Annotated in this window: 26 protein-coding genes; 6 read left to right on the forward strand and 20 right to left on the reverse strand. The window is 64.1% G+C overall.

Translation table 11 applies throughout. From position 1 onward, the window contains the following. Window positions 1-590 (reverse strand): ABC transporter ATP-binding protein (locus EP376_RS12625; protein WP_164744928.1); only part of this gene is annotated, 590 nt, incomplete at its 3' end. Between the two features lie 74 nt (window positions 591-664). After that, a complete protein-coding gene (locus EP376_RS12630) occupies window positions 665-1,648 on the reverse strand; it encodes an extracellular solute-binding protein (protein ID WP_127655968.1) in 984 nt (327 codons plus the stop codon). 163 nt (window positions 1,649-1,811) lie between these two features. Here EP376_RS12630 and EP376_RS12635 point away from each other — a divergent pair, with 163 nt between their 5' ends. Then, window positions 1,812-2,951 carry an ROK family transcriptional regulator gene (locus tag EP376_RS12635; protein ID WP_127655969.1) on the forward strand — a complete coding sequence of 380 codons (1,140 nt, stop codon included), beginning with the start codon at window positions 1,812-1,814 and terminating at the stop codon, window positions 2,949-2,951. A 96-nt stretch (window positions 2,952-3,047) separates the two neighbouring features. Here EP376_RS12635 and EP376_RS12640 read toward each other — a convergent pair whose 3' ends face one another. From EP376_RS12640 to EP376_RS12675, 8 genes are all read right to left on the reverse strand, one after another. Continuing rightward, window positions 3,048-3,710 (reverse strand): aspartate dehydrogenase domain-containing protein, encoded by a 663-nt coding sequence (locus tag EP376_RS12640; protein ID WP_127655970.1) that lies wholly within the window; start codon window positions 3,708-3,710, stop codon window positions 3,048-3,050. A 68-nt stretch (window positions 3,711-3,778) separates the two neighbouring features. After that, on the reverse strand, window positions 3,779-5,038 hold the full coding sequence (locus tag EP376_RS12645) for an ABC transporter substrate-binding protein (RefSeq protein WP_127655971.1): 1,260 nt from the start codon (window positions 5,036-5,038) through the stop codon (window positions 3,779-3,781). Between the two features lie 7 nt (window positions 5,039-5,045). After that, window positions 5,046-6,023, reverse strand: coding sequence for a branched-chain amino acid ABC transporter permease (locus EP376_RS12650; RefSeq protein WP_127655972.1), 978 nt, complete (start codon window positions 6,021-6,023; stop codon window positions 5,046-5,048). Beyond that, the gene (locus EP376_RS12655) at window positions 6,020-6,934 is read right to left on the reverse strand and encodes a branched-chain amino acid ABC transporter permease (protein WP_127655973.1); all 915 of its coding nucleotides are present in this window, start codon (window positions 6,932-6,934) and stop codon (window positions 6,020-6,022) included. Before EP376_RS12655 ends, EP376_RS12650 begins: the two co-directional genes overlap by 4 nt. Beyond that, window positions 6,931-7,653, reverse strand: coding sequence for an ABC transporter ATP-binding protein (locus EP376_RS12660; protein WP_127655974.1), 723 nt, complete (start codon window positions 7,651-7,653; stop codon window positions 6,931-6,933). The genes EP376_RS12655 and EP376_RS12660 overlap by 4 nt, the downstream gene beginning before the upstream one ends. Further along, window positions 7,650-8,417 (reverse strand): ABC transporter ATP-binding protein, encoded by a 768-nt coding sequence (locus tag EP376_RS12665; protein ID WP_127655975.1) that lies wholly within the window; start codon window positions 8,415-8,417, stop codon window positions 7,650-7,652. The genes EP376_RS12660 and EP376_RS12665 overlap by 4 nt, the downstream gene beginning before the upstream one ends. Continuing rightward, a complete protein-coding gene (locus EP376_RS12670) occupies window positions 8,414-9,487 on the reverse strand; it encodes an aldo/keto reductase (RefSeq protein WP_127655976.1) in 1,074 nt (357 codons plus the stop codon). Before EP376_RS12670 ends, EP376_RS12665 begins: the two co-directional genes overlap by 4 nt. Continuing rightward, window positions 9,484-9,870, reverse strand: coding sequence for a TIGR04076 family protein (locus tag EP376_RS12675; RefSeq protein WP_127655977.1), 387 nt, complete (start codon window positions 9,868-9,870; stop codon window positions 9,484-9,486). The genes EP376_RS12670 and EP376_RS12675 overlap by 4 nt, the downstream gene beginning before the upstream one ends. Before the next feature lie 71 nt (window positions 9,871-9,941). On the opposite strand from EP376_RS12675, the gene EP376_RS12680 reads away from it, so the two are divergent. Both EP376_RS12680 and EP376_RS12685 read left to right on the forward strand, forming a co-directional pair. Further along, window positions 9,942-10,589: a GntR family transcriptional regulator gene (locus EP376_RS12680; protein WP_127655978.1), complete on the forward strand. Its 648-nt coding sequence runs from the start codon at window positions 9,942-9,944 to the stop codon at window positions 10,587-10,589. Between the two features lie 13 nt (window positions 10,590-10,602). After that, complete coding sequence (locus tag EP376_RS12685) at window positions 10,603-12,060, forward strand: aldo/keto reductase (protein WP_127655979.1); 1,458 nt, start codon at window positions 10,603-10,605, stop codon at window positions 12,058-12,060. A 252-nt stretch (window positions 12,061-12,312) separates the two neighbouring features. Here EP376_RS12685 and EP376_RS12690 read toward each other — a convergent pair whose 3' ends face one another. From EP376_RS12690 to EP376_RS12735, 10 genes are all read right to left on the reverse strand, one after another. Beyond that, the gene (locus EP376_RS12690) at window positions 12,313-14,085 is read right to left on the reverse strand and encodes a glycoside hydrolase family 2 protein (RefSeq protein ID WP_164744929.1); all 1,773 of its coding nucleotides are present in this window, start codon (window positions 14,083-14,085) and stop codon (window positions 12,313-12,315) included. 197 nt (window positions 14,086-14,282) lie between these two features. Beyond that, window positions 14,283-15,164: an intradiol ring-cleavage dioxygenase gene (locus tag EP376_RS12695; protein WP_127655981.1), complete on the reverse strand. Its 882-nt coding sequence runs from the start codon at window positions 15,162-15,164 to the stop codon at window positions 14,283-14,285. A 4-nt stretch (window positions 15,165-15,168) separates the two neighbouring features. Then, a complete protein-coding gene (locus EP376_RS12700; protein WP_127655982.1) occupies window positions 15,169-16,953 on the reverse strand; it encodes an FAD-dependent oxidoreductase in 1,785 nt (594 codons plus the stop codon). A 3-nt stretch (window positions 16,954-16,956) separates the two neighbouring features. Next, window positions 16,957-18,018 (reverse strand): branched-chain amino acid ABC transporter permease, encoded by a 1,062-nt coding sequence (locus EP376_RS12705; RefSeq protein WP_127655983.1) that lies wholly within the window; start codon window positions 18,016-18,018, stop codon window positions 16,957-16,959. 8 nt (window positions 18,019-18,026) lie between these two features. After that, window positions 18,027-18,890, reverse strand: a complete 864-nt coding sequence (locus tag EP376_RS12710; protein WP_127655984.1) for a branched-chain amino acid ABC transporter permease — start codon at window positions 18,888-18,890, stop codon at window positions 18,027-18,029. Beyond that, window positions 18,887-19,594: an ABC transporter ATP-binding protein gene (locus EP376_RS12715; protein ID WP_127655985.1), complete on the reverse strand. Its 708-nt coding sequence runs from the start codon at window positions 19,592-19,594 to the stop codon at window positions 18,887-18,889. Before EP376_RS12715 ends, EP376_RS12710 begins: the two co-directional genes overlap by 4 nt. After that, entirely contained in the window at window positions 19,591-20,811 is a 1,221-nt protein-coding gene (locus EP376_RS12720) for an FAD-dependent monooxygenase (RefSeq protein ID WP_127655986.1), read from the reverse strand. Before EP376_RS12720 ends, EP376_RS12715 begins: the two co-directional genes overlap by 4 nt. After that, entirely contained in the window at window positions 20,808-21,527 is a 720-nt protein-coding gene (locus EP376_RS12725) for an ABC transporter ATP-binding protein (protein ID WP_127655987.1), read from the reverse strand. Before EP376_RS12725 ends, EP376_RS12720 begins: the two co-directional genes overlap by 4 nt. Window positions 21,528-21,606: 79 nt before the next feature. Next, window positions 21,607-22,884: an ABC transporter substrate-binding protein gene (locus EP376_RS12730; protein WP_127655988.1), complete on the reverse strand. Its 1,278-nt coding sequence runs from the start codon at window positions 22,882-22,884 to the stop codon at window positions 21,607-21,609. A gap of 27 nt (window positions 22,885-22,911) precedes the next feature. Beyond that, entirely contained in the window at window positions 22,912-23,973 is a 1,062-nt protein-coding gene (locus tag EP376_RS12735; RefSeq protein WP_127655989.1) for a maleylacetate reductase, read from the reverse strand. An 88-nt stretch (window positions 23,974-24,061) separates the two neighbouring features. Between EP376_RS12735 and EP376_RS12740 the strand changes: the two genes are divergently transcribed. The 3 genes from EP376_RS12740 (at window position 24,062) to EP376_RS12750 (ending at window position 26,622) form a co-directional block, all read left to right on the forward strand. Further along, a complete protein-coding gene (locus EP376_RS12740; protein WP_127655990.1) occupies window positions 24,062-25,012 on the forward strand; it encodes a LysR family transcriptional regulator in 951 nt (316 codons plus the stop codon). Between the two features lie 324 nt (window positions 25,013-25,336). Next, window positions 25,337-26,287 carry a DnaJ C-terminal domain-containing protein gene (locus EP376_RS12745; protein ID WP_127655991.1) on the forward strand — a complete coding sequence of 317 codons (951 nt, stop codon included), beginning with the start codon at window positions 25,337-25,339 and terminating at the stop codon, window positions 26,285-26,287. Continuing rightward, entirely contained in the window at window positions 26,284-26,622 is a 339-nt protein-coding gene (locus tag EP376_RS12750) for a MerR family transcriptional regulator (RefSeq protein ID WP_127655992.1), read from the forward strand. The genes EP376_RS12745 and EP376_RS12750 overlap by 4 nt, the downstream gene beginning before the upstream one ends. Window positions 26,623-26,674 lie beyond the last annotated feature (52 nt).

Raw genomic sequence — 26,674 nt, forward strand, 5'->3', positions numbered from 1 at the left:
GCCTCTTCCTGATCGTGGGTGACATAGATCGTTGTGATGCCAAGGTCGCGCTGGATGCGGCGAAGCTCGGCGCGCAGGTCGACCCGCAGTTTGGCATCGAGGTTGGACAGGGGTTCGTCCATCAGAAGGACCTTGGGCTTGATCACGATCGCCCGCGCCAATCCGACCCGCTGCTGCTGACCGCCGGACAGTTCATGCGGCATCCGGTCGGCGAACTCGCTCAGCTGCACGACCTCCAGCACTTCGTCCATTCGCTTGGCGATTTCCGCCTTGGGAAGTCGACGCTGTTTCAGCCCGAAGGCCACGTTGTCGCGCACCGAAAGGTGCGGGAACACGGCGTAATCCTGAAAGACCATGCCGACGTCGCGACGATAGGCGGGCAGGCCCTCGATCGAGGTGCCATCGACCTTGATCGACCCAGAATTCTGTTCGTGGAACCCGGCGATGGTTCTCAGAAGCGTGGTCTTTCCGCAACCGGACGGGCCGAGCAGCGTGTAGAACGCGCCCGAAGGTATGGTGACCGAGATGTCCGACAAGGCGACCACATCGCCGTAAAGCTTTCGGACGCCGGCAATATCAACCTTGGCCATGCATGTGGCTCCACTGGGGCGAGATAAATCCTCGGGGCGGGGACCCTGCGGCCCACCGCCCCGAGGCCTAGGTGTTACTGAACGTCGAGGACCATGTCCTTCCACGCATCGACCAGCCGTGCGCGGTTGTCCGCGGCCCATTGCGCGTCATAGCCCACCGAATTCACCTCGTTCAGCGGGAGCAGCGCAGGGTTCGACGCGACGTCGGAGCGGACCGGACGGCGGCCCTGCTCGGCGACGACAGCCTGTGCATCGGCCGATAGCATGAAGTCTAGGAAGGCCTTGGCATTGTCGGCGTTGGGCGCACCCGCCACCAGCGCCATTGCATCGGGCGCAATCGCCGTGCCTTCGGCGGGATAGACGATCTGCACCGGCCCGCCACCTTCGACATAGCGCAGTGCCGCGTCTTCGAGCGTGACACCGATGGCCAGCTCACCGTCATTGACGAAGCGCGGAACGGCGCCCGAACTGTCGGACAGGACGAAGTTCGACAGAAGGCCTTCATAGATTTCCCAGCCGGCCTCTTCGCTCTCGAAGGCCTGCAGGACCGTCGCAAGCTGGATATAGGCCGAGCCCGAGGCTTCGGCCCGCGCCGACGAGATCATGTCGTCGTACATCGGATCGGCCAGCGCGGCCCAGCTGTCGGGCACAGGCTTGCCGTCCAGTTGACCCTCGTTGACGATCAGCGCCATCACGACCGCGGTGAAGGGCGTCCACATGTCGCTTTGCTTCATGCCATCGGCCAGCATGTCCGATCCGGCGGCCTCATAGGCTTCGAACAATGTGGGGTTGAAGTCGATCACCGTGCCATCGACGCTCCAGAGCACGTCGGCCATCGGGCTGTCGGCTTCGGCGGTCATCCGGTTCAAGAGCTCGCCCGATCCGGCCTTGATGATCTCGACCGAGATGCCGGTGTCCTCTTCGAACATCGGGACGAGCGCGTCGATGAAGTTCTGAGGAACGGCGGTGTAGACCGTGACATTGCCCTCGGCCGCCGCCATGGAGGCGGAGATGGCAAGGACGGAGGATGCGGCGATGGTTCTGATAAAGGTTTTCATGTGGCCTCCCATGTGCTGGCACCGGATCCATTGCGTTCCGGCACTCTGAAGCTGTCTGAAGCAGCGATTAAATTGCATTCCAAAACAAAACGGCTGTCAACATCCTTGATTGATCTGCAATCTCGGAGATGCTGGCACAGACGTGAAAAGTGAACCTGCGTATATGAAGACATCCATCGCCCCAAGCTTTAACGCCCGCCGGATCCTGTCGGCGCTGCGCGGCAGGGGCGTTGCCTCGCGCGCAGATCTGGCGCGCGATCTGCAGCTTACGCCATCGACGGTTACCCGGCTGACCGGGGACCTGATCGCACGGGGCCTCATTGCCGAACGGGACGAACCGATCCGCACCGGGCAAAAGGGCTATCCGGCGCGGTTGCTGGAACTGGCGCCGATGGGCCTGTGCACGGCGGGGGTCTATCTCGATCCGGATCGGATCCTGACCTGTCTTGCCGATTCGTCGGGCGGTGTCATTGTCAGTGAGGAGGTGCGCGCCGAGGATCGATCCTTCGAGACATTGATGACGGAGGCCGCGGCAAGCATCGACCGGCTGGTTGCGCAATCCGGGCTCGACAGGGCGCGGTTGGCGGGCTGTGGCGTCAGCTATCCCGGGCAATACAGCGAAGATCCGGGCCGCGTCATGCGGATCCGGCAATTCGATGGCTGGCCGGAGATTGACGTCCAGCGCGACCTGTCGCCGTTTTTCGGCATGCCGGTCAGTCATATGAACGACGCCAAGGCCGCATGTCTGGCAGAACTCTATCACGGGCGGGCCCGCGATCTGGGCAATTTCTGCCATGTCTGGCTGTCCTACGGGATCGGGGGCGCCGCCGTGGTGGACCAGAAGCCCTATCTGGGTCGCAACAACCAGGCCGCGGAATGGGGCGGCCTGTTCCCGAAATCCCGGCCCCGGCCATCGGGGCAGGATCTGCTGGGTATGCTCGAGGCGGCGGGCGTGGCCGTGACCCGGCTCAGCGATATCGACGCGTCGCATCTGCAATTGCCCGTGATGCGCGAATGGACCGCGCGGGCGATCGATCAATTGCGCTGGCTGTGTCTGGTGATCGCCCGAACCTATGCGCCGGAGGCCATCATCTTTGGCGGGACGCTTCATCCCGATCTCCTCGACGAGATCGTGGACGAGCTGTCGGGCGAAGCGCCCCTCGGCGAAGATTTCCATTTTGCGGCCCCGCCGATCCTGCGTGCCGAACAGGACCGCATGCCGCAGCTGGGTGCGGCGGCCTTGCCGGTTCATGATGTCATGGGGGCCCGGATGCGGGCGGACGAGGCGCGCCGGGGGTGGTAGCCTGATCTCCTTCACGACTGACTTCCGGTCGCACGGATCGTCGGTTCGTGGACTCCGGATCAGGCCGGGCAAGGTCTTTGGCGGGATAGGGGGCCGTCAGGGGCCCAGCCGCATCGGCGTGTCGTATCGCGCAAGGGCCGCGAGGATCGCCGAGGCCACGGGATGAGGGCCTGGCCTGTCGAAGCGGACTTCGGTCCGGATGGTCTGACCCGGCATTTCGAACCTTGCGTAGATCCTGTGCGCCGATCCCTTCGGGGTGCAGGTTAATGTCACCCGGGTGGCCGCGATGCCAGGTCCGCAAATCGCGGTGGCCGTCGCGGTGTTCAGATGATCTGGAAAGCGCGCGGCGGCATCAGAAAGCGGGCCGTCGAAAATCACGCCCGGCCTCTCGGCAAGGCCGGGCGCCGATTGCCGGATGAACAGGCGGGCCTTCGCATCGGGCGGACACAGCATCGGGCCGGCGATCCAACCGGTGAAGAGACGCATCTCGTGACCAGTGTCCCGCGCGCGGGTTTCGATCATGCGCCGGAGGCTGTCGTCAATTAGGGCCGCGGCACCGACTGTCCAGAGATCCCCCTGCCTGATGGCGCTGGGGCCAAAGGCCCGAAGCGCGGCGGGGCCGGCCGTATCTATCGTCAACTGGCTTGGGGGGAGGTCCGTCGCCTCCCGCCCGATCACGGCCACAACCCGATAGCGGGGCAGGTGGCGCAATCCCTCGGCGACGTCGGACCCGATGCGCCCGCGTCCGATAAGGGTCACTGTTATGGGATCAGGCGTCACGGTTCGGGGCGTCCCCCGGCCAGGTGATCCGGCCGGGGGCGTTCTTATCAGTTGGTCGAGGCCATGAAGGCTGCGACCTCTTCGAGCGAGATATAGCTCTGCTCGACGACACCCGAATCGTCAAAGCCCCACGAGACTGCCGGCGCAGACACGTTGCCGTTGGCATCGAAGGTCACAGCGCCGGTCGCACCCTGGTAGGAGACCGACCCGCCGCCGGAGAGGATTTCCATCGCGCTGGCGAAGCCTTCGACCGTGGCCGGAATGGGCTCGCCCGCCGGATCGGTGACCCGGGAAACCTGGGCTGCGATCTCTTCGCCCGAGGCGTCGCGTCCGGCGGCGTGATAGGCCAGAAGCGCGATCGCCGCGGCATCAAAGCTGTTGGCAAGGCCCGGGCCGCTGGGTGCCGCGTCGAAATTCGCCGTATAGGCCTCGATAAAGTCCGCCGCGCTTTGCACCCGGGGGCTCGATGTGTCGGTGCCCGTGAACTCGGCGAGGTTTTCCAGCCCGACCGTCGTCCGGAAATCGTCGGACTTGAGCGAGTTCGCCCCGATCATCGTCGTGGTGCCGCCAAGGCCGATCCATTCGCGCACGAAGGAAATGCCCTCCACCGGATAGAGCGCCAGATAGAGCGACTCGGGCTGACCACGCAGGGCCTGCGTGGCCTCGGCCCGGTAGCTTGGCTGGGCATCGGTGATTGCGATCTGGTCGAGGACCTCGATGCCCACGGCTTCGAACGCCTCGGCCGCGAGCCGGCCGATATCCTGCCCCCAGTCGTCGTTCTTGTAGACAACGGTGATGTTCTGAATCCCCGCATCGCGCGCCAGCATTGCGGCCACAGCGGCCTGAACATCGGCGGTTGCGAAGGTCCGGAACCACAGGCCGCGCGCTTCGCCGGATTCGGCGATTTCCGTCAGCCGTGACGAGGAGGAACAGCACGACATCTGCATAACGCCCGCCGGTGCCGTCACCGACGTCAGGATCGGGATCGAGATGCCCGAGGATACGGTGCCGAGCAGCAGTTCCACCTGATCGATGTCGACCAGCGCGCGGGCCGCATCAACGCCCACGCGCGCATCGTTCTGATCGTCGCGAAGGATCATGTTGACCTCGCAGCCGTCGACGCCGCCGGCCTCGTTGATCATCTCTCCGACCCAGAGGGCGGTCTCGGCGATCGGACGGCCCCAGTCGACCGAGGTCGGATAGATCGTGCCGACATTCACGCTGCAGTCCTGCGCGGCGGCCGTGCCGGCCTGCAGACCCAACGCCATCATCGAGGCGCCGGCGAGGTAAAGCATCTTGCGGTTCATTGTCTTGTCACTCCCTTGTTGAATTGGATGCGGCCTTTCGGGCCGTCATTGGTTGGCTCTTCTTGATCTTTTCGGGCAACAGCCCCTCCGGTCGCCAGATAAGCATGCAAACGATCAGCGTTCCGATCAGAATATACTGAATCGAGCCCGCGTCGATCTGCATCGAGGCCGGGGCAAGGCGCGTCAGGGCAAAGCCGCTGAGCGTCCAGACACCCCAGATCAGCACGGCACCGAGGACGGCCCCCCGGTTGTTGCCCGCCCCGCCCACGATCAGCATGGCCCAGATCTGGAACGTCAGGATCGGCAGCAGATCCTGCGGGCTGACGAAGGCGGTGTAGGAGACGTAAAGCCCCCCGCCCGCGCCCATGATCGCTGCCCCGATGACCAGCGACCAAAGCCGCAGGCGCACCGGATTCTTGCCAAGCGCGCGGGCTGCGACTTCGTCTTCGCGGATTGCGCGCAGGGCGCGTCCGAAGGGGGAATTCACCAGCCGTTCGATGCTCAGCCAGATCAGCCCGAGGACCGTCAGGACGATCAGCAGGAAGACGACGCCGAAGAGGAAATTGTTGTCGATCTGATCTTCGAACGGCCGGGGAAAGCCGCGCAGTCCGCGCGCTCCGCCGGTCAGCCATTGTGCATTGCGGGCCACGGCCTCCAGCGCGACGGCGATGCCGAATGTCGAAATGGCGAGGTAGTCATGCCTGAGACGCAGCGTCAGCAATCCCACCACCCACGCGAGCGCCCCGGCGATCACGACGCCACCCCCAAGCGCCACCAGATACGGAAGCTCGAACCCGCCGAACTGATCGGGTTGCGACGGCCCGCCAAGGATCATCGTGCCGTAGGCGCCGGCCCCGAAGAAGGCCACGACACCGCCGTTGAACAACCCGGTATAGCCCCAGTGCAGATTCAGCCCGAGGGTGATGATCGCCATGATGCCGGCCATCGTCAGAAAAAAGGTCAGATAGGAGACAAGGCCGATCATTGCTGTTCCTCCCCGAACAGGCCCTGCGGCCGAAACAAGAGCACCGCAAGGATGATCAGGAAAGGCATGGCCGGGGCGTAGCCCGGCGGCAGGATCATCAGGGCCAGACCGGAGGCGATGCCCACGATGAAACCGCCCAGCACCGCGCCATAGACGCTGCCGATGCCACCAACGATCGTCGCCGCGAAGACCGGCAGCAAGAAGACATGCCCGATCAGGGGGTTGAGCTGGTTTGTCAGCGCATAAAGCGTGCCTGCAACGGCAGACAGGCTACCAGCGATGACCCAGACCGCCGCGACCATGGTCGAGAGCCGCACGCCCGCCACCTGCGCCAGAGACGGGTTCTCGGCCACGGCGCGAAGGGCAAAGCCGAACGTCGTGCGCGTGAGGATCAGGTGCAGCGCCAGCATCAGGGCCAAGGCCAGTGCCAGAACGAAAACCTGGTCCGGCTTGATGAGGATCAGCGGATCAAAGCTGATCACGGTCGCCCGCGCGATATCCTGCGAATAAAGCTGTGCGTGATGCCCGAAGATCAGGACGATCACGTTGCGGATCACAAGCGCGACGCCGAAGCTTGCGAAGACCATGGACAGCGGGCCCGCCTTTTGTCGGATCCGCTTGAACACCAGCGCGTCGATAACGACCGCGGACAGGCCCGTCAGGACCATGGCGATCACCATCGACAAGGCCAATGCGCCGGTCAGCGTCAGAGGCGCAAACGCAGTGTCCAGCGCCGGAACGAGAACGGGAAACAGCTGATCGAAAACGAGGGCCACATAAGCCCCGATCGCCAGAAGCTCGGCATAGGCGAAATTGGCGAACCGCAGGATATGCATGATCAGTGTCAGACCGATCGCGCCAAGCGAGATGATCGCTCCAGTGAGGATGCCATCGAGGATCGACTGGATCATGACGGCTCCAGGCGCCGTCCGCCAAGATAGATTTCGCCCACCACCGGGTCGGCCGCAATCTGGGCGGCGGGGCCGTCGATCTGGTTTCGCCCCTCCGCGAGGATATAACAGTGATCGGCAACCCGAAGCGCCTGTTTCACGTTCTGCTCGACCAGAAGAACGGTCACGCCCTGTGCGGTCAGGCCGCGGACAAGATCAAGAACCTCTGCCGCGATCTTCGGGGAGAGACCCGCCGACGGCTCATCGAGCAGGATGACGCGGGGCTTGTTGGCCAGCGCCATCGCGACAGCCAGCATCTGGCGCTGTCCACCCGACAGGGCCGCCGCCCGCTCGGTGCGTTTTGCACCGAGATCGGGGAAGAGGTCGAACAATTCCTCCATCCGTGCAGCGGCTCCGGAGGAGCGGCGCAGCACGAGGCCGAGGTTCTCTCGGATCGACAGGTTGCGGAATATGTTGTCGGTCTGGGGAACATAGGCCAGCCCGTAAGTGCCCATCTGGTCCGGCCGGATGCCGGTAATATCCTGCTCCCCCAGCATGACGCGGCCCGACCCGACTGGGATCAACCCCGCGATGGCCTTGATCAGGGTCGATTTTCCGGCACCGTTGGGGCCGATGATGACCGTCAGCTTCGCGGTCTCGGCCCGCAGGCTGACCCCGTGCAGGATCGGCAGATCGCGGACATAGCCCGCCTCGAGCTTTGTAACGACAAGCGCGGTCATGCCGCCGTGCCCAGATAGGCATCGAGAAGTTCGGGATTGGTGCGGGCTTCCTCTGAGGTGCCCTGAAACATCACGCGCCCGGCCGCCATGGCGATCACGGGATCGCAATGGCGCATCACGAAATCCATGTCATGTTCGATGACGACGAATGTCACCCCGCCCTCGTTCAGCTCGCGGATCCGCTCGATCAGGATATTCGTCAGGGTCGGGTTCACCCCCGCCGCCGGCTCGTCCAGCAGGATGACCGACGGGTCGCCCATCAGGGCGCGCCCAAGTTCCAGCAACTTCATCTGCCCACCGGAAATCATGCCCGCGGGCTGATCCGCGAGGTGAGACAGCGTCACGAAATCGAGGATACCTTGCGCCTTGTCGCGCAGTGCATGTTCCTGCCGGGCCACATTGCGGCGGCGGAACAGGGCGCCGGGAACGGTCTCGCCGATCTGCGCAGGCGGGGCCAGCATCAGGTTTTCGACCACGCTCATCCGCCGAAACGGCCGCGGGATCTGGAACGTTCGCGCAAGCCCGAGGGAAAACAGCGTCTCGGGCGGGCGTCCGGTGATGTCCACATCGCCAAGCGACACCGTCCCGCTGCTGGGTTTCAGGCTGCCGGCCACCATGTTGAAAAGTGTCGTCTTGCCCGCGCCGTTCGGCCCGATCAGGCCGGTGATGCTGCCCCGCCGGATATCGAGAGTCACGTCGTCCACGGCACGGAACGGACCGAAGTCCTTCGTCAGACCCCGCAAGGACAGGGCGCTATCGGTCATGCCCCGTGCACCTTGTCGCCGGGGTTCGTGTTCAGATTGTACTTCATGATGCGTCCGTGGCGGCCATTGCGGTCGCCTTCCAGCCCGTAGACCGGCCCCGAAGGTCCGTTCGACTGCGCCAGAACCCCGCCGATCCGTGCGTTGTCTTCGGCATCGAGGGTCAGCCCGAAAACTTCGAGCGTCTTGGGCAGGTGTCGGGCATAGCGCGCGCCCACGATGGCCGCGGCCACCCGAGGCTGATCGAGAACCCACCGCGTGGCGACCGTCGACAGCGCAACGCCGTGCTTGTCGCCCACGGCCTTGAGGGTCCTCAGCAACTCCTGAAACAGATCCCAGGGGCCGAACTCGTCGATGATCAGCCGGTATTTGATCAGGCTTCTGTTCTCGAACGCATAGCCCGGGTCCGGTTGATCCAGCCAGACGTCCGTCAGGAAACCGCCCGCAAGGGTGCCATAGGCAAGGATCTGCACGTCTCGCTGTGCTGTCCAGTCGCTGAACGCGCCGGCGGGCCGGCGATCCAGAACCGAGTACTGCACCTGCGCCGACACGACATCGAACCCTGCATCGCAGAACTTGTCCATCACCGGTGTGTCCCAATTGGTCGTGCCGAGATTGGCGATCTTGCCCTTTCTCTGGCATTCCTTGAGCACCTCGAGCGCTTCGACGGCATTTCCGGTGGCCATGTCCCACCAGAAGAACTGGACAAGCGGGATCCGCTCGATCCTAAGGCGGCGCAACGACCGGTCGACGATCGCCTCGACTTCGTCGGGGCGGATATCCGACAGCCGGCCCAGATCGGGGACCAGCTTGGTATGGACAACGACCCTGTTCGCGATGTCAGAGCCGCGCCGGTTGCGGACATCGGCGATGAAATGGCCGATCATCTCTTCGACGCCGGTATAGATATCGGCGCAGTCAAAGGTCGTGATGCCGGCGTCGAGAAAGGCTTCCATGTCGGCGATGGCCTGTTCGGGCCGGACTTCGCCATGATCGCCAGCCAGCTGCCAGCCGCCCTTGATCACCCGTGAGATCGTATGCCCGGGGCGAAGCTCTGCCGTCTCGACGTTCATTCGGTCTGTTCTTTCCAGTAGGGGGTTCCGCGCTGCCCGGGCAGCCCCGTGGTTGCCGCGTGCGAAAACCAGTGCTTGCCCTCGCGGATGATCCGGAACCGCCCGCCGCAATGCGGATCGGGACAGGCGACCTCGGCATCGGTGCTCATCCAGTCGTTGTCATCGGTCGGGCGTTGTTTCGCGGGCAGAAGCGGGAGAAGAGCGGCAAGGGAATACATCGACACGCTGTGCGGGCCGTCAAAGACGAGGTTCTCACCGACCACGCGAAAGCTGTCGCCTTCGACGTGGCGGCACACCGGCGTGCGGCCGTCGAGAACGGTCTCGACCCTCAGATCGTAGAGCCAGAACCCGCGATCCGTCTCTGATGAGGTTTCGGTGGTCATCTCGTCTTGTCTGCTGACTTGCTATCTGTGATATTTAATCACAGACCTAACCCAAGGGTGTCAAGCATCCCATGGCTGCGCCAGACATCGCCCCGCTTGATCAGACGAAGCTGCGCGAAAATGCGTATTTTGCGCTGCGCGATGCTTTTACCCGCGGCGCTTTTGCGCCGGGCGATGTGCTGACCCTTCGCGATCTGGCTGCCAAGCTCGGCGTCTCGATGACCCCGGTGCGAGAGGCGGTGCGCCGTCTGGTGGCCGAAGGTGCGCTGGTGGATACGCCGTCGCGCAAGCTGATGGTCCCCGAATTCGATCAGCGGCGCGCCAGTGATCTGCTGGTCGCACGGCTGGCGATGGAGGCTCTCGCGCTGGATCAGGCGATGGACCGGATGTCGCCTGACGATGTCGAGGCACTCCGGCAGGTTCTCGACGGGGTTCCCGAAAGCCCGGGCGCGATGCCCGATCTCGTCACCAACCACGAGTTTCACTTCACCCTCTACCGGATCGGCGGCTCGGAGGTTCTGTTGCCGATAGTCGAGGCCCTCTGGCTTCAATACGGGGCCTATCTGAACCTGATCGTCATGAAGCCCGAGGCCTCGACGATCCCCGAGCATGTCCATCATTTCGAACTGCTCGACGCGCTGGGCGCCGGTGACCGTGACGCGGCCCACGCCGCATTGAGGGCCGATATCAACCGATCCTTCACATTCCTGATGTCCTGATGGAGCACGCCGCATGACCCAACGCCCCGCGCGTCTGAGGATTTCCGACCGCATTGAGATATCACGGGCGCTCACCGGCCTGTGGCAGGTCGCCGATATCGAGAAGGACGGCCAGACGATCGACCCGGATCAGGGTGCCGATTGGCTGGAGGCCTATCGGGCGGATGGGTTCGACACCTTCGACATGGCCGATCACTATGGCAGTGCGGAAATCATCGCGGGCCGGCTGATCGCGCGGGGCGGATCACCGAGGCCGATGACCTTTACCAAATGGTGCCCCGCACCCGGGCCGATGACCGCGGATATCGTCCGTCGCGGCGTCGAGGAGCGACTGGAACGCCTCAAGGTCGAACGGGTCGACCTGTTGCAGTTTCACTGGTGGTCGTTCGAGCATCCCCAATGGCTCGATGCGCTTCATGAACTCGCCCGACTACGCGAAGAGGGTCTGATCGGCGAACTGGGTGTGACGAATTTCGATGCCGCGCATTTCAATCTTGCCCTGTCCGACGGTGTTCCCCTGCTGACCAACCAGGTCAGCTTTTCGCTGATCGACCGGCGGGCGGCGGGCGAGCTGGCCGAGGTTTGCGAACGGCACGGTGCGTGGCTTCTGGCCTATGGAACGCTGAACGGCGGGTTCCTGTCCGAAAAGTGGCTGGGCAAGGCCGAACCAAACGATATCTCGGACTGGTCGAAGATGAAGTATCACCGCTTTATCCAGACCGCCGGGGGATGGGGCGCCTTCCAGTCAGTTCTGGGCGCGGCAGACACGGTTGCCCGCAAGCATGGCGTTTCGATTTCCAACGTCGCGACGCGGTGGGTTCTGGAACAGCGCAGGGTCGCGGGTGTCATCATCGGCGCGAGACTGGGTGAGGCCGTCCATACCCAGGACAATCTGCGCCTCTTTTCCTTTGAACTGGACGACGACGACAGGGACACGCTGGGCAAGGCGTTCGCGGACACACTGCCGATCCCAGGTGATTGCGGCGACGAATACCGCAAGCCCCCGTTCCTGACCGCCTCGGGGGATCTGTCCCACCATCTGAATGCGATCCCGAAACCGATGACAGCCGAGCCGGCCCTTGGGTCGGCCACGAGGGTTGTCACCGGGTCCTACTGGGAAGAGGCGGCAGGGTATTGCCGGGCGCAGCGGATCGGCGATCGGGTTCTCGTTTCCGGCACGACGGCCACCGCAGGCGTTGATCGCGCGGTCGCGCCCGATGATGCGGGCGCCCAGACGACCTATATCCTCGACCGGATCATCTCGGCCGTCGTCTCGCTTGGCGGGCGTGCCGAGGACATTGTCAGAACCCGGATCTACGTGACCGAAGACGCCGATGTTCCCGCGATCGCAAGGGCGCATGGCCGCGCGCTCGGGCAGGCCAAGCCCGCCAATACCCTCATCCGCGTCGCGGGTCTGATCGGCGATCACCGGGTCGAGATCGAGGCCGAGGCGATCATCAACCGGGACTGATGAGGTCGGCCGCTCGGCTGATCGTCCGACGATCAGATCACGGCGGGCCAGCGCCGAGAAGGAGCAGGTTGTCCAGCTTTGCCCGCGGAACATGGCGGGACGCCGATCCTTGATATTTGCGCTGCGAGGCCCGAGCCTGACGGGCGGCCTATGGCGCGCGCCACCCACAGGTCCGGAATCCGGTTCGGATGATGGCCGCAGAAAACCCCGCCCGGGCCGGGGCGGGGTGATCGTCTGTCCCGGGTCAGGCCATCAGCTTCCGACGCGAGACGGCTCTGCCGAGAAAATCTCGGCATAGGTCTCGATCGGCAGCTTGGGCACCCGGTCATAGGTCAGGACACCGTTCTGTTCCTGCTCGACATCGGTGAGCTGGGTATAGCACCAGCCGCGGATATGCGGGATGGCATTCACCGCCGCGACCTGATCGCGAATGCGGGCTTCCAGCTCCTCGATCGAGGCGGGCGCCGTGCCATAGCCCCAGGCCGCACCTGCCTCGCGCTCGGCATCTATGCTTGCATAGTCCTGCGCCTCGGAGGCGTCGAAGGCCGCGCCCCCGAATTCATCCAGGATGTAGGGCTGGCCCGCATAGTCCGGCTCGCTTTGCGGCGCATCGCGGTAGACGTCGGGATAGGGCGACAGCTGGGCCGACAGTTTTTCCGGGTCCTGCTGGTAGGAATGCACGGTCCAGATGTCGGTGTCGCGATGCACCCAGCCCGACGCATCGTTCACGGGCCGCGTCGGATCCAGAGCACGGGTAATCGCTGCCAGCCGTTCTATCAGCCGCAGATGCGGCTCCTCGATGGGCTCGTTCCGGCCCTTGCCCCATCCGCTTTCGTTATGCGGCGACCAGGCGATGATCGAGGGATGGTTACGGCATTGCGCGACGATGGCCGGCCATTCCTCGAGCATGTTGCCATTGGCCTCGTCGTCCTCGGGCTCGGCGCCCCAGGACGGGCTTTCACCCCATGTGAGATAGCCCAGCCTGTCGGCCCAGTAATGAAAACGCGGCTCGAACACCTTTTGATGAAGGCGCGCGCCGTTGAAGCCCATCGCCATCGACAGCTCGATATCGCGGCGCAGGGCGGCGTCATCGGGGGCGGTCCAGATGCCGTCAGGATAGAAGCCCTGGTCCAGCACGAACCGATGATAGATCTCGGCCCCGTTCAGCAGGATCCGGTCGCCCGCGATGGCCACATCGCGCAATCCGCAATAGGCTTGGACCCGGTCGATGACCTGCGTCCCGTCGCGCAGCTCGTAGGTCAGATCATAGAGCGTCGGGCTGCCCGGCGCCCAGGCGCGCGGCTCGGGGATCGTCAGCTGAAGCGGTGCGCCGGGCAGGAGCGGGCGCTCGGCGTCTGCGACCTGCTGGCCGTCAAGGCTGGCCGAGACATGAAACGTCAGTCCCGGGCGCCAATGCGCGGGGCGGGGCGTCAGCGTGACATGGCCCGCAGCATCCGTCACCATATCCACGGCTGAAAGGTAGGTATCGCCCGCCGCTTCAAGCCAGACCGATTGCCAGATGCCCGTGGTGCGGGTGTAGTAGCAGCCCCATGAATGGGGGCGGCGGCTCTGTTTGCCGGCGGGCTGGGTGCCGCTTTGCAGGTGGTCTTCGGCATGCACCACCAGACGGCAGGACCCGGAGGCCAGCGCATCCGTCAGATCGACGGTGAACCCGGTGGAGCCACCCCGGTGGAGCCCGATTTCCCGACCGTCGGCAAAGATGCGGGCCTGCCAGTCGACGGCCCCGAAATGCAGAAGGATCCGCTGACCGTCCCAGCCGTCGGGGCGGACGATGTCGCGCGCATACCAGACGCTTTCCATGAACCCGGTCTCACCGATACCGGACAAGACGCTTTCGGGGGCAAAGGGAACGGTGATCGTCCGGTCGAGCCCCGTGCCATCGCGCCGGTCCCGGATCTCGCCCACCGGATCGATTGCAAACTCCCACGCGCCGTTCAGGCTGTGCCAGTGCTCGCGGTGGAAATGGGGGCGCGGCTGTTCGGCGCGCGGCGTATCCTCGGTCATCTTTGTCGCTCCATAGGTATTTGATGCGGCAGCGGCCGCTCCGGTGCAGCCCGCACCCGTCAGATACATGTTCTACAAAAGTCCCTCGATGTCGAGGTGGGGCGCACCGACGTCTCCGCCCGGTTCACGCGGTCCGCCTACATCCGGTCCACGCCGGATCAGCGACATCTGAACCCCCACCCGGAGGGGTGTCGGCCTCAGGATGAGGCGAGGACGAAATCGTGCTCGACCAGGTAGAACGGGCGGTCGAACCCCGCAGCCCTGATCGCCTCTGGGTCTTCGATCAGATCGAATTTCGCCATCAGGCTTTCCTTTACCCCGAAGACCGCGTCCGAGTGGATGTAGGGATCGTCAGGATCGAAGATGTGGGTGACAAGCCTGTCGAAGCCTTCGGCTTCGATGATGTAATGCAGATGGGCCGGGCGATAGGGATGCCGGCCAAGTCTCGTCAGAAGCTGCCCGACCGGTCCGTCATCGGGGATCGGATAGAATTTCGGCTTCACCGCGCGGAATGAATAGGTGCCATCCGGTCCTGTCCGGAATACGCCGCGCAGGTTGAAATCGGGCTGGATGCCCTTTTGCTGCACATCGTAGAACCCCTCGTCATTTGCCTGCCAGACATCGATCTTGGCACTGTCGATCGGGCTCCCCTTGGTATCGAGGATGCGCCCGCGAACAAGCATCGGCTCGCCCTTGCTGTCGAGGCAGATGTCGGCCCCCATCGGCAGTTCGGGGGCGTCTTCCACATGAAAGGGGCCAAGGACGGTGCTTTCCGAGGCGCCGGAAGGTTTGCGGTTGTTGATTGCATCGACCAGCATCGACACGCCTGTCACGTCCGACAACAGAATGAATTCCTGCCGCCAGTCGTTGCAGGTCTGTCCGGTCCTGGTCAGGAACATGATGGCCTCGAACCATTCGTCCTGTGTTGGTTCCATTTCCTTGACCGCCGCATGGATGTGCTTGACGAGGATGTTCACGCAATCCCGCAGGCGTTCGTTGCTTGCATTCGCGTTGCGGGCGGCGACGACCTCCGCGCTGTTTTCCTCGGTGAAATAGCCCTGTTCGTGAACTTGGGTCATTGGTTCACTCCGCTGCCATGGATGCTGATTGCCGGTGGCCCAGAACATGGGACAGCACCCGCCGAAGTTCGGCCTCCGGATCATCGGTCATCTCTTCGGCGCGCCAGCAGACATGCTGGTCCGGGCGCACAAGCACGCAGCCGGTGTCGCCGATCTCCCGGGCCCGGGCCCAGTCGCCGGTGTGATCGACGTGGGGCTGGCGCGGTCCGATCACGTGAACCCGTATCGGCAGCCCGAATTCGGTGCCCACCTTGTCCGCCGCCGCGCCCCAGGCTTCCCCGCCGATGCCGGTCAGGATCGTGAACTGCCCGCGACCGCACAGATCAAGGGTCGAGACGCTGTCGCCCGTCTCGCGGTCGAAGACCCAGACATGCGGGATACGTGCGCCGGGCCATGTCGTCGGCTGGTAATGCAATTCGGCGTCCAGCTCGAAGGCCGGTTCCATCTGGCCATCCGTCATCACGGCGCCGGACTTGTAGCGCTGGTTCATTTCCACACCATGGGCATCGAATTCGTATTTCTTGAAGGCGATGGCCTCCCGGATCGCGTCGCGCTGTTTTTCGGCACCCGGCCCGGTGTCGCAGCGCGCGTCCATGTTGGCCTGGATCTTTTCATGATCCGTGCCGCCGGTCATGCCGAGCGCCTCGAAGATCGGCCCGAACTCACCGATCGATTTGTTGGCGCGCGTCACGATCTGCTTTGCGACCGGGGCGCGTTCGGCGCTGTAGCTCTCCAGAAGCCCGGGCGTCGCCTGCCCCTTGAGAACGGCGGCGAGTTTCCATGCCAGGTTGAAGCCGTCCTGGATCGACGTGTTAGAGCCGAGACCGTTGGAGGGCGGATGCCGGTGGGCGGCGTCGCCCATGATGAATACCCGATCCTTCTGCATATGGGTCGCGTACATGTTGTTGACCGTCCAGGTGTTGGCGCTCAGCAACTCGATCTCGAGGTCCGGATCGCCCACAAGCTGACGGGCGACCTGCGTGGCCATCGCCTCGTCCACGACGGGGGGATCCTCGTTGATGTCATAGCCCCAGACGATCAGCCATTCGTTCCATGGCCGCACCATCCGGACCAGACCCATCCCGATGCCGCCGACGTCCGATCCCGGCTGCATCACCCAGTAAAGCACGCTGGGGCGGTGGGCGACGTATCGGGAAAGATCGGCACGGAACACGATGTTCATCGACCCGCCGACACCCATCTGCCCCTCGAAGGGAAGGCCCGCGTGTTCGGCGACCATGGAATTTCCGCCGTCGGCGCCGATCAGGTATTTCGAACGAACCTCGAATTCCCGACCCGAAAGACGGTCCCGGCAGGTTGTCGTCACGCCGTCTGCGTCCTGCACATGGCTCAGGTATTCGGTGCTCATCCTCGATTGGGTTCCGCGCTTGCAGGCCGTGCCGAACAGGATCGGCTCCATGAAGGTCTGCGGAAGGTCGTTCATCATCGTCGGGCTCGACAGCAGATGCTCGGCCTTGGAAAGAGGGTGATTGCCCCACGATTTCATCCGGCCGATCTCTTCGCCGGCAAGGCTTTCGCAGAACACGTTTTCGCCCATCAGATCCTGCTCTGAGCAATGCATGTAGGCCTCTGCCTCGACCTCGGGGCCGAGATCGCGCAGCACCTCCATCGTGCGCTGGTTGGTGATATGCGCGCGCGGTGAATTGGCAAGCCAGCGGTAGCGATTGATCACCATGTTCTCGATCCCGTAGGACGACAACAGGGCCGCCGTTGCAGAGCCCGCGGGGCCGGTCCCGATGATCAGCACGTCGGTTTCGATTTCAGCCATTGTCTAGTCCTCCTTGAGAGATCCGCCGCTCAGCCGCCGCCGAACAGGGAAAAGTTGAATGCCGGTTCTTTCGGTGATCAGCCCCCAGATGCCGCGCGGGGCGACCAGCATCACGACGATGCCGATGATTCCCAGCGTGAACAGATACCAGCTGCCGTAATCCGCCAGCAGCGATTGGAGCAGGAAGAAGACGATCACCCCGATGATCGGCCCCTCGATCGTGCCGATGCCGCCGATGATGACGATGAACAGGACATAGGCGGTCCAGTCGGTCACGCTGAAGGCCGCGTCAGGGCTGATCCGTGCCTTCTGGACATAGATCAGCGCCCCGGCGAGCCCGGTGCCGAAGGCCGAGGTCAGGAACACGAACCACTTCATGCGCCCGGCATCGACGCCCACCGATTTCGCGGCCTCCGGATTATCGCGCACCGCCGAGAGGGCCAGCCCGCGTTTCGACCGCAAGAGCGCATAGATCGCCGCGATGGTGGCCGCGGCCAGCGCCAGCGCCAGCCAGTATGTCAGGATGTCCCGGGCCGCGGAGTTCCGCACGTCAAGCGCCCCGGCGATCCATTCGGTCGCCCACATCTCGCGCGTGGCCGTGCGGGGAAGCGAGGTGCCGGTGCCGCCTCCGAGGGCCTTGGCCTGCGCCATGACCAGACGCATCACCTCCGCGATGACCCATGTTCCGATCGCGAAATACGGTCCTTGCAGACGGAAGGCGAAAAAGGCCGTGGGGATGGCGACGATCAGCGCGGCAATTCCGCCCAGCAGGATCGCCGGGATCGGGTCCATGCCGGCAAGGATCACGCCGCCGAACATCGCGTAGGCGCCCATCCCAACGAAAGCCTGTTGCCCGATGGAAACAAGGCCGCCATAGCCGGCCAGAAGGTTCCAGAACTGCGCCAGAACGAGCATCGTCAGGATGAAGAACATGTCCTGGATCAGACCGCGCCCCGCAAAAAGCGGCAGAACGACAAGCAGCGCCAGGAGGGCCACCGCCGCCACCGCGGTGATCCGCGAGGCGCGGGTCCGGGTTGTCACCTCGTAGGGGCTGGATCGGGTCATTCCGGCCATCAGTCAACGGCCCTCGGAAAAAGGCCGCGGGGGCGGACAAGCAGAACAACGAGGAATGCCACGTGCCCGGCGAGGATCTGCCATTCGGGGTTGATCGCCGCGCCGATCGTTTGTGCCAGACCGATGATGACACCGCCGGCCAGCGTGCCCCAGAGGCTGCCCAGACCGCCGATGATGACCGCCTGAAACGCATAGATCAGGCGCGCGGGCCCGATACTGGGGTCGAAATTCGACCGCATCCCCAGATAAAGTGCCGCCAGCGTGACGACCAGCATCGCGATGGCCGTGGCCTTTGCGAAGATGTCACCGGGACGGATGCCCATCAGGCTTGCGGTTGTCGGATCGTCCGAGGTTGCCCGGAAGGCGCGCCCCAGCTCCGTTCTGTAGAACAGCTGGTTGAGCCCGACGATCACCACGATCGCCGAGCCGAATGTCATCAGCGGCAGCACCCCCACGTTGATCACGCCAAGGTCGAGTGAGGCCGTCGAGATCGCGCCCGTGGGCAGGCGCTGGCTGTCCGCGCTGAACCCTTCCAACAAGGCGTTCTGCAAGGCGATCGACAGGCCGAACGTCACCAGAAGCGGCGGCAGGATGTCGGTGCCGAGGGTGCGGTTCAACAGGTGCTTCTGAAGCAGCCAGCCTGTCAGATACATGATCGGTGCCGCCAGCGCGGCCGCGACGAACGGCGAAAGACCAAGAAGCGTCACCAGCAGAAGGATCAGGTAGGCGGCCATCACGATGAAATCGCCGTGGGCGAGGTTCACGAGACGCATGATCCCGAAGACAAGGCTCAGCCCGGCCGCAAAGAGGGCATAGAGCCCGCCGAGCAGAACGCCCTGCACGATGGTATCGACCCAGATCATGCACCGACCCCGAAATAGGCGGCATGGATGTCGTCCCGGCTCAGGCTTTGCGGCGTGCCCTCCAGCGTGACGCGGCCCTCCATCATGCAATAGACCCGATCGGCAACTTTCATGGCCTGCCCGATATCCTGCTCGACCACGATCAGGCTCGCTCCGCTTTCCTGAATTCTCGGCACGGCGGCGTAGATGTCCCTGATCACGACCGGCGCAAGGCCAAGGCTGATCTCGTCACACAAAAGCACCCTCGGGTTCGACATCAGCGCGCGGCCGATGGCGACCATCTGCTGTTGTCCGCCGGACAGCGCAGTCCCCGGGCTGCTGCGTCGCTCGGCCAGGATCGGGAAGAGACGATAGATCTTTTCCAGGTTCCAGTAGCCCTCGATCTTTCTGCCATAGGCCCCGATCAGAAGGTTCTCCTCGACGCTGAGCGACGGAAAGAGCCTCCGGCCTTCGGGGACCATCGCAAGACCAAGCGGCACGATTTCGTCCGCGCTCATGGCACCAATCTTCCGGCCGTCGAGTGTGATCATCTCGGGGCTGTTCCGCAGCACGCCCGAGAGCGATCGCATCAGGGTCGTCTTTCCGGCCCCGTTGGCGCCGATGATCGCGATCGTCTCGCCCTCGTTCAGCATGATATCGACGCCGAACAGGGCCTGGAAATCGCCGTAATGCGCCGTCAGTCCCCGGGTGGTCAGAAAGCTCATTTGGGTTCCCCTATCTTGCGGAAACCGGCGACGCGGCGATAACGCGCTGCCACCGCCTCGCGTTCTTCTGCCGTTATCAGATCCTCGACCCGGTCCGCCTTGCCCGTGAGCCGGGCAGCGGCGATGTCGAGCACCGCCTCTGGTCCTGCCTTGCGGTTGGCCAGCACCACATCCGTTGTCGCCGGGCGGCGGTCCGCCTCATAGGCGCGGAGGGCCGTCGGCAGGTCGGGGTCCCCGGCGACACACCGCGCAAGCGCATCGGCGTCGATGATCGCCTGGCTCGATCCGTTCGCGCCGATCGGATACATCGGATGCGCCGCATCACCCAGCAGCGTCACGCGTCCTATGCCCCAAGATGGCAGGGGGTCGCGGTCGATCATCGGATATTCCAGAACTGTCTCGGTCGCCTCCATCAGCGCGACGGTGTCGAAGTCGGACATGTCGAACGCGCGAAAGGCGTCGATGAAGTCCCGTGCGCCACGATCGACCCAATCGGCCTCGGTCGCAGGACGCGGTGCGGAGTGGCGCAGCTCCGCCACCCAGTTCAGGAGCGCCCGGCCCTGCTGGCGCAGCGGTTCCGAGATCGGGTAGCAGACGAATTTCACGTCATGGTCACCGGCGATGACCATGGTCCGCCCATCACCGAACCCGTCTGCTTCGGTTGCGCCGCGATACATCATCATGCCCTCGGCATGGGCGGGGCCTTCATCGGGATGCAGCAGGGACCGGACGGCGGAATGGAACCCATCCGCGCCCACCAGCGCGTCAGCGGTCAGAGCGCCGCCGTTTTCAAACTCCGCCACGACACCGTCAGCATCCTGCGACAGGCTGGTGAGGCGATGACCTGTCAGGATTGTCTCCGGGCCGATCCGATCGATCACCGCGTCGCGCAACAGCACCTGCAGGTGCCCGCGATGGATCGAGTATTGCGGATGGGCAAAGCCCGCCTCCACCCCGCGGGCATCGCGGGCCAGGAGATGACCGTAGCGGGTCCGGTATTCGATGGCGCTCGTGCGGATCCCGGTCCGGTCGAGCGCCTCACCCAGCCCCAGCCCATGCAGCACCCCCGCCCCGTGAGGCAGGAGATTGATGCCGACCCCGAGGGGGCGCAGCTCACGCACGGCCTCGGCGACGCGGACCCGGATGCCTTTTGCATGAAGGGCGAGAGCGGCGGTCAGTCCGCCGATCCCGCCCCCGATGATCAGAACGCTACTCATACTTCGATCCCCAGATAAATCTCACGGACATCCTGCCGTTTCATGATCTCGTCCGGTTGCCCGACCCCGATGACCTTGCCGAAATCGAGAACGAGCAGCCGTTCGACCACGCTGTTGAGAGCATGAAGCACATGTTCGATCCAGATGATCGTCACGCCGCGCACATGGACCGCCCTGATCGTGTCGATCAAGGCGACGCATTCGGCGTCGGTCAGGCCGCCCGCGATCTCGTCCAGAAGCAGGAGTTTTGGGTCCGTGGCCAGCGCACGTGCCATCTCGAGCCGTTTTCTCTGAAGAAGCGAGAGGCCGCCCGCGGGCCTGTTGGCAACGGCAAGGAGTTCGGTCTGCTCGAGGATCATCGCGCAGTCGTCCTGCACGGCGCGCTGATCCATGTTCCGGCCATGCATCGCCGCGACAAGCAGGTTTTCGAAAACGCTCAGATTGTCGAAGGGTTGCGGGATCTGGAACGACCGCCCGATGCCCGCGAAACACCGCTGCATTGCGGGCATGCGGGTTACGTCGCGGCCCTCGAATTTCACTGTTCCCGCGTCCGGCAGAAGGTTCCCCGTGATCAGGTTGAACAGGGTCGATTTGCCCGCGCCGTTGGGCCCGATGATGCCAAGTGCTTGGCCCTTGGGCACGACAAGGCTGATCCCGTCGGCCACCTTCAGCTGGCCGAAGCTCTTGGTGATATTTTCGAGTTCCAGAATGGCCATGTTCGGGTCCCGTCGGCGCGCGATCCGCAACCGCCAGAGAGGGGAAGGGCGGCAGTCGCCCCCCTTCCGGACGTTGGTGTCAGGCGGTGATCTCTTCCATCATGCCGCCGGTGGGGATGTCGGGCTGGTCTGAATTCTCGACGATCACGAGGTCATAGCCCCCGCCATCGCGGAGCCGCCATTGACCGCCGACAAGCGGTGTCTTCGCCACATTTGCCGCGGCAAAGGGCGGCAGCCCGGCGCCGTCGAATGCGATCCGGCCCACCAGACTGTCGAGCTGGGTTGCCGCGATCGCCTCAGCCACCGCATCCGCGTCGGAGGCATCGTCGACCCGGCCCATCACGTTTGCCGCCATCTCGAACAGCGCGTGGACAAAGCCGATGGGTTGGGTCCACTGACGGCCTGTCGCGGCTGTGAAACCCGCGGCCACCTCGGCCGCGCTCTGGCCGGTGACCGAAGAGCTGAATGGATGCGAAGGCGACCACCAGACTTCGGAGCTGAGGTTGTGGCCGGTGTCGCCAAGCGCCTCGACGGCCTGGGGAAACAGGATCGCCTTGCCGATCGACGCGGCCTTGGGCGTGAAGCCCTGCTGCTTGGCCTGCGTCCAGAAGGTGGTGAAGTCGGGTGGGATCGGCACGCCGGTCACGATCTCGACGTTGTTGTTGCGGAACGCATTGATCTGCGCGCTGAAGTCGTCGGTCAGGTTCTGATACCGGCCCGTGTCGGTGAGCCCGTAGCCCAGATCGGCAAGAACCGGCGGAAAGCCCACGTTGGGATCGCCCCATGCGTTTCCGTCACCGTCATTGGGGAACAGGGCCCCGACCTGCTGGTTCGTGGACAGCTGCCCCCACATCGAGGTGAAGACCGAAATCACATCCTCTAGCCCCCAGAAGAAATGGTAGCTGTAGTAGAACCTCTCCCACGAGCCGGGATCGCCGGGATTGCCCTGCTGGCCGATGAAATAGGGCTGCCACGGCGCAACCGTCGAGATGCAGGGGATTTCTTCTGCCTCGCAGGTCGTGGCGACGGGGTTCGTCGTTTCGGGCGTCGAGGCCACCAGCATCAGGTCGATCTCGTCATCGATGATCAGCTCGCTCGCGACATCGGCGGCCCGGTTCGGGTTCGACTGGCTGTCCTTGACGATGACCTCGAAATTCGCGCCGGCCTCGGAATTGGCGAAGGAGTCGAGGATGAATTGATCCGCCTCGGAAAATGCGGCCAGCGGGCCGGATTGCGGGCTGACATAGCCCAGCCGTATCCTCGCGCCCTGCGCGATGGCCGGGGCGGCAAGGCCACCTGCGGCCAGTGTAAGGCCGGCGGCGCTCGAGGTTTTCAGAAGATTGCGGCGCGTGATCATGGTCGTCCTCCCAAACGTATGAAGATGTCAGGCATGTGGGGCGGCGCCCCCCCAGGCGCGCCCGAGAAGTGCGCGTATCCCGTCATTGGTGATCTCGCGCGGGTTCCAGTAGGGGTTCGTCGTGGCCAGTTCGGCGATGCGATCGAGGTCCGCTTCCGCGACGCCCAGATCCTTCAGGGCCATTGGCGCGCCAAGCGATCTGGCGAATTCCCAAAGCCCCATCGCCGGATCGTCATGGCCGAACATCCGGGTCAACGGCGCAAGCTCGGCCGCGGCGGCAGGCCGGTTGTAGGCCGTCGCATGGGGCAGGATGATTGCATGCGTCTCGGCATGGGGCAGGTTCAGCGCGCCGCCCAGTGTGTGACAAAGCTTGTGATGCAGGGCCATGCCGACCTGTCCCAGAACCGTGCCGCAGGCCCAGGCGCCCTCCTGTGTTGCCTGCCGGGCGGAAACGGCCGCTGGTGCGCCGATCACCTCGGGCAGGGCGCGTTGGAACGACGCCAGACCGTCAAGCGCGAGGGCCGTGGTGGCGTCGGTCCGATCCTTGGCGTAAAGACCTTCCACGGCGTGGGCCATTGCGTTGAGTGCGCTGGTGACTGTCATTGCAACGGGCAACGTCACCACAAGTTCCGGATCGTACAGAACGACATCAGGCCGGAGCTTCGGATCGCTCATCGTGGTCTTGATGCCGTCTTGCGTCTGACCGAGGATCGGGGTGCATTCGCTGCCCGCATAGGTCGTGGGCAGGGCGATCTGGATAACGCCGGCCCGCAGGTCCAGCGCCTTGCCCAGCCCGATGGTCGATCCGCCACCAGCCGCGAGCACGGAATCCGCGCGGGCTTCGGCCAGATGAGCTAGGGCCTCTTCGGTAATGCCGGTCGGGGTGTGCATGGCCGCCTTGCAGAAGACCCCCGCCGCCATCGGCCCAAGCGTTTCGGCCACTTCCAGCCCGAGGTCGGATTGATCCGGCGTCGTCAGGACGAGGATGCGTTTGCATCCGGCATTGGACGCAAATTCCCGCGCCCGGTGGCGCAAGCCCGCGCCAAAGGCAACGGTCTGATCGGACTGGAATTGGTCGGTGTTCAACACGGGGTCATGTCCTCAGGTGTCCCCGCCATGATGCATCTAAAATATGGTATCTTGATCGAATCTGAACTCGGGCTCATAACTTGAAGTTATGAAATTGGACCCTCGCCACCTCGAGATGCTGTTCGCAATCGTCGAAAAGGGCGGGCTGACCGAGGGCGCCGAGATGCTGGGCAAGTCGCAACCCAGCCTCAGTCGCTCCCTGTCGATCCTCGAAGACCGGATCGGTGCGGCGCTGTTCGAAAAGGACCGTCGTCCTTTGCGCCCGACCGAACTGGGCCTCGCGCTCGCGGCCGAGGGGCGCAAGATCTATCAGGCGGGGCGCGGCAGCTCGGCGATCCTTGCGCAATACAAGGATGGAAAGACCGGCGCCGTCCGCGTCGGCGGAACCCCCTTCTTTCTTGACGGGGTGATCTCGGGGATGCTGGCCGGGTTTCAGTATGAACGCCCCGACGTCCGCATCGACCAGGTCTATGGCTATATGAATAACCTGATCCCCAGACTCGAAGACAATGTCCTCGATCTGGCCATCCTTCCCATGCGCGCGTCGTCCATCCCGCCGGGGTACGATTTCGAACAGATCCTTCCGGGGCGAAACGTCATCGCCTGCCGCGCGGGGCACCCGCTTGCGCGGCGCGGATCGGTCAAGCTCGCCGACATCGGCCAGTATCTCTGGATCGCGCCTCCGGTCGACAGCCCGCTTTATCAGGATTTGCGCGCCGTCCTGAAGGAGATCGGGATCAAGGACTTCAAGGTCAGTTTTACCGGCGGCTCGCTGAGCGCGACCGTCAACATCCTCACGGGCTCGGACGCCCTGACCGTTCTTCCGTTTTCGGTCGTGTTCATGATGCGGAACCAGCATTCCGTCAGCGCCCTGTCGATCCGGATCGGCGATCCGGATCGGCATCTTGGCATCCTGACCAAGTCGAAGTCGGAGCTGAAGCCTGCGGCCCGGAAGGTCAGAAACCACATCCGTCAGGAGTTCGAAACCCTGTCGAAGAGCATCACCCGGGTCAGCCAGGACACCGTCTGGCGGCCCTAGGATCGGCTCGGGTCCGACCGAGAGCGCCCGAGGGACATCGCGGATCAAGCCGGCATTCCCCCGGACGTTGGCTCCAACTTGCCGGGCCTCCGCGTCAGTGCTTGCGTGAGGTAACTTCAGCGGTTGCAAAGATTTGCCGCCGATCCGTTCAAAACCCACATCCGGCATCTTATATATGCAAAGATGAAAATGTGAGGGCTGCCTCGATGGACGTCGATCCCATCCGTCACCCTGACGGTCGGGCAGAACGACCGATCTGGAACCACAGTTGCGCCCGGGCCCTGCCATCGCGGGGGCCGCGACCCCACAGGATTGGATGCTACTATGAGTAACGATCCCTACAAGATACTGGGTGTTTCGAAATCCGCCACGCAGGCCGACATCAAGAAGGCCTATCGAAAGCTCGCGAAATCGTTGCACCCCGATCTCCACCCCGACGACCCCGGCAAACAGGCCGAGTTTCAGGCGGTCTCGGCCGCCTATGACATCCTCGGGGATACGGAAAAGCGCCGGCGCTTCGACGCAGGTGAAATCGACGCCTCCGGTCAGGAGCGTGCGGACCAACGCTACTACCATCAATATGCCGGACAGGACGCCGGTGCCCGGTATGATCAGGGCCAGCGTGCCGGCTTTGGCCCAGGCTTTGGGGGCGGCAGGGAAGAGGACTTTGCGGATATCTTCTCCGAACTCTTCGGACAGCGGGCCCGCCGGGGTGGTGCAGCGCATGAAGTCCACGCCCGGGGAAACGATCTGCGGTACCATCTGGAGGTTGATTTTCTGGATGCCGCGCGCGGCTCCAGACGCGCGGTCACGATGCCTGACGGCAAGTCGATCGAGATCGCGGTGCCTGCCGGCGTGCGCGACGGCCAGACCCTTCGATTGCGTGGCAAAGGCGGGCCGGGCATCGGGCAGGGGCCTGCGGGTGATGCGCTCGTGACGATCGCCGTCAGGCCGCATCCCGTTTTTGTCAGGGATGGTGATGACATCGAAATCGAATTGCCGATCACCTTCGACGAGGCCGTCCTCGGTGCAAGAGTCGACGTCCCGACGATCAATGGACCGGTCTCGATGTCGATACCGAAGGGGGCGTCCTCTGGTCAGCGTCTGCGGCTCAAGGGCAAGGGCATCGCCCGCGGCAAGACAACCGGGGATCAGACCGTGCGGCTGAAGATCGTCCTGCCCAAGAAGATCGATGATGAGATGACGGCTCTCGCCGAACGATGGAAGGAGGCGGCGTCCTTCGATCCCCGTACCGACATCAGGAGGAAGACATGACTCTCGATGAACGCACCGTTGTAACCCGGATAGAACGGCTCACGCTGCGCGATCTGCGTCTCTGGGTTCGCGAAGGATGGGTCCGCCCGGCGCAGGGTCAGCACGGCCCCGTCTTCGACGACATCGATGTGGCCCGGCTCCGGCTTTTGTGCGATCTGAAAAAGGACATGGCTTTGCCGACAGACGTGATGCCGATCGTGCTTGGCCTGATCGACCATCTGAACCGAACGCGGCGCGATCTGCGCCGGGTCACCGAGGCGCTGGACCAGCAACCCCTCGAGGTCAGACGCGCGGTTATCGCCGCAGTCCGGCATCGGGCAGAGGCCGGGGATTAGAATGCCTTTTGCCGCCGTATCATCGGCACCATGACCAACAGGCTGCGTCACA

The sequence above is a fragment of the Alexandriicola marinus genome, assembly GCF_004000435.1.
In the GTDB taxonomy this organism is placed as follows: Bacteria; Pseudomonadota; Alphaproteobacteria; order Rhodobacterales; family Rhodobacteraceae; genus Alexandriicola; species Alexandriicola marinus.

Excerpts from the sequence above, each read along its gene's own strand:
- EP376_RS12715 (WP_127655985.1), bottom strand. The coding sequence starts at position 19,594 with ATGAGCTTTCTGACCACCCGGGGACTGACGGCGCATTACGGCGATTTC.
- EP376_RS12690 (WP_164744929.1), bottom strand. The coding sequence starts at position 14,085 with ATGACCGAGGATACGCCGCGCGCCGAACAGCCGCGCCCCCATTTCCAC.
- EP376_RS12635 (WP_127655969.1), top strand. The coding sequence starts at position 1,812 with ATGAAGACATCCATCGCCCCAAGCTTTAACGCCCGCCGGATCCTGTCG.
- EP376_RS12720 (WP_127655986.1), bottom strand. The coding sequence starts at position 20,811 with ATGAGTAGCGTTCTGATCATCGGGGGCGGGATCGGCGGACTGACCGCC.
- EP376_RS12665 (WP_127655975.1), bottom strand. The coding sequence starts at position 8,417 with ATGACCGATAGCGCCCTGTCCTTGCGGGGTCTGACGAAGGACTTCGGT.
- EP376_RS12750 (WP_127655992.1), top strand. The coding sequence starts at position 26,284 with ATGACTCTCGATGAACGCACCGTTGTAACCCGGATAGAACGGCTCACG.
- EP376_RS12725 (WP_127655987.1), bottom strand. The coding sequence starts at position 21,527 with ATGGCCATTCTGGAACTCGAAAATATCACCAAGAGCTTCGGCCAGCTG.
- EP376_RS12695 (WP_127655981.1), bottom strand. The coding sequence starts at position 15,164 with ATGACCCAAGTTCACGAACAGGGCTATTTCACCGAGGAAAACAGCGCG.
- EP376_RS12650 (WP_127655972.1), bottom strand. The coding sequence starts at position 6,023 with ATGATCGGCCTTGTCTCCTATCTGACCTTTTTTCTGACGATGGCCGGC.
- EP376_RS12745 (WP_127655991.1), top strand. The coding sequence starts at position 25,337 with ATGAGTAACGATCCCTACAAGATACTGGGTGTTTCGAAATCCGCCACG.
- EP376_RS12710 (WP_127655984.1), bottom strand. The coding sequence starts at position 18,890 with ATGATCTGGGTCGATACCATCGTGCAGGGCGTTCTGCTCGGCGGGCTC.
- EP376_RS12660 (WP_127655974.1), bottom strand. The coding sequence starts at position 7,653 with ATGACCGCGCTTGTCGTTACAAAGCTCGAGGCGGGCTATGTCCGCGAT.
- EP376_RS12655 (WP_127655973.1), bottom strand. The coding sequence starts at position 6,934 with ATGATCCAGTCGATCCTCGATGGCATCCTCACTGGAGCGATCATCTCG.
- EP376_RS12685 (WP_127655979.1), top strand. The coding sequence starts at position 10,603 with ATGACCCAACGCCCCGCGCGTCTGAGGATTTCCGACCGCATTGAGATA.
- EP376_RS12705 (WP_127655983.1), bottom strand. The coding sequence starts at position 18,018 with ATGACCCGATCCAGCCCCTACGAGGTGACAACCCGGACCCGCGCCTCG.
- EP376_RS12645 (WP_127655971.1), bottom strand. The coding sequence starts at position 5,038 with ATGAACCGCAAGATGCTTTACCTCGCCGGCGCCTCGATGATGGCGTTG.
- EP376_RS12740 (WP_127655990.1), top strand. The coding sequence starts at position 24,062 with ATGAAATTGGACCCTCGCCACCTCGAGATGCTGTTCGCAATCGTCGAA.
- EP376_RS12670 (WP_127655976.1), bottom strand. The coding sequence starts at position 9,487 with ATGAACGTCGAGACGGCAGAGCTTCGCCCCGGGCATACGATCTCACGG.
- EP376_RS12675 (WP_127655977.1), bottom strand. The coding sequence starts at position 9,870 with ATGACCACCGAAACCTCATCAGAGACGGATCGCGGGTTCTGGCTCTAC.
- EP376_RS12630 (WP_127655968.1), bottom strand. The coding sequence starts at position 1,648 with ATGAAAACCTTTATCAGAACCATCGCCGCATCCTCCGTCCTTGCCATC.
- EP376_RS12680 (WP_127655978.1), top strand. The coding sequence starts at position 9,942 with ATGGCTGCGCCAGACATCGCCCCGCTTGATCAGACGAAGCTGCGCGAA.
- EP376_RS12700 (WP_127655982.1), bottom strand. The coding sequence starts at position 16,953 with ATGGCTGAAATCGAAACCGACGTGCTGATCATCGGGACCGGCCCCGCG.
- EP376_RS12730 (WP_127655988.1), bottom strand. The coding sequence starts at position 22,884 with ATGATCACGCGCCGCAATCTTCTGAAAACCTCGAGCGCCGCCGGCCTT.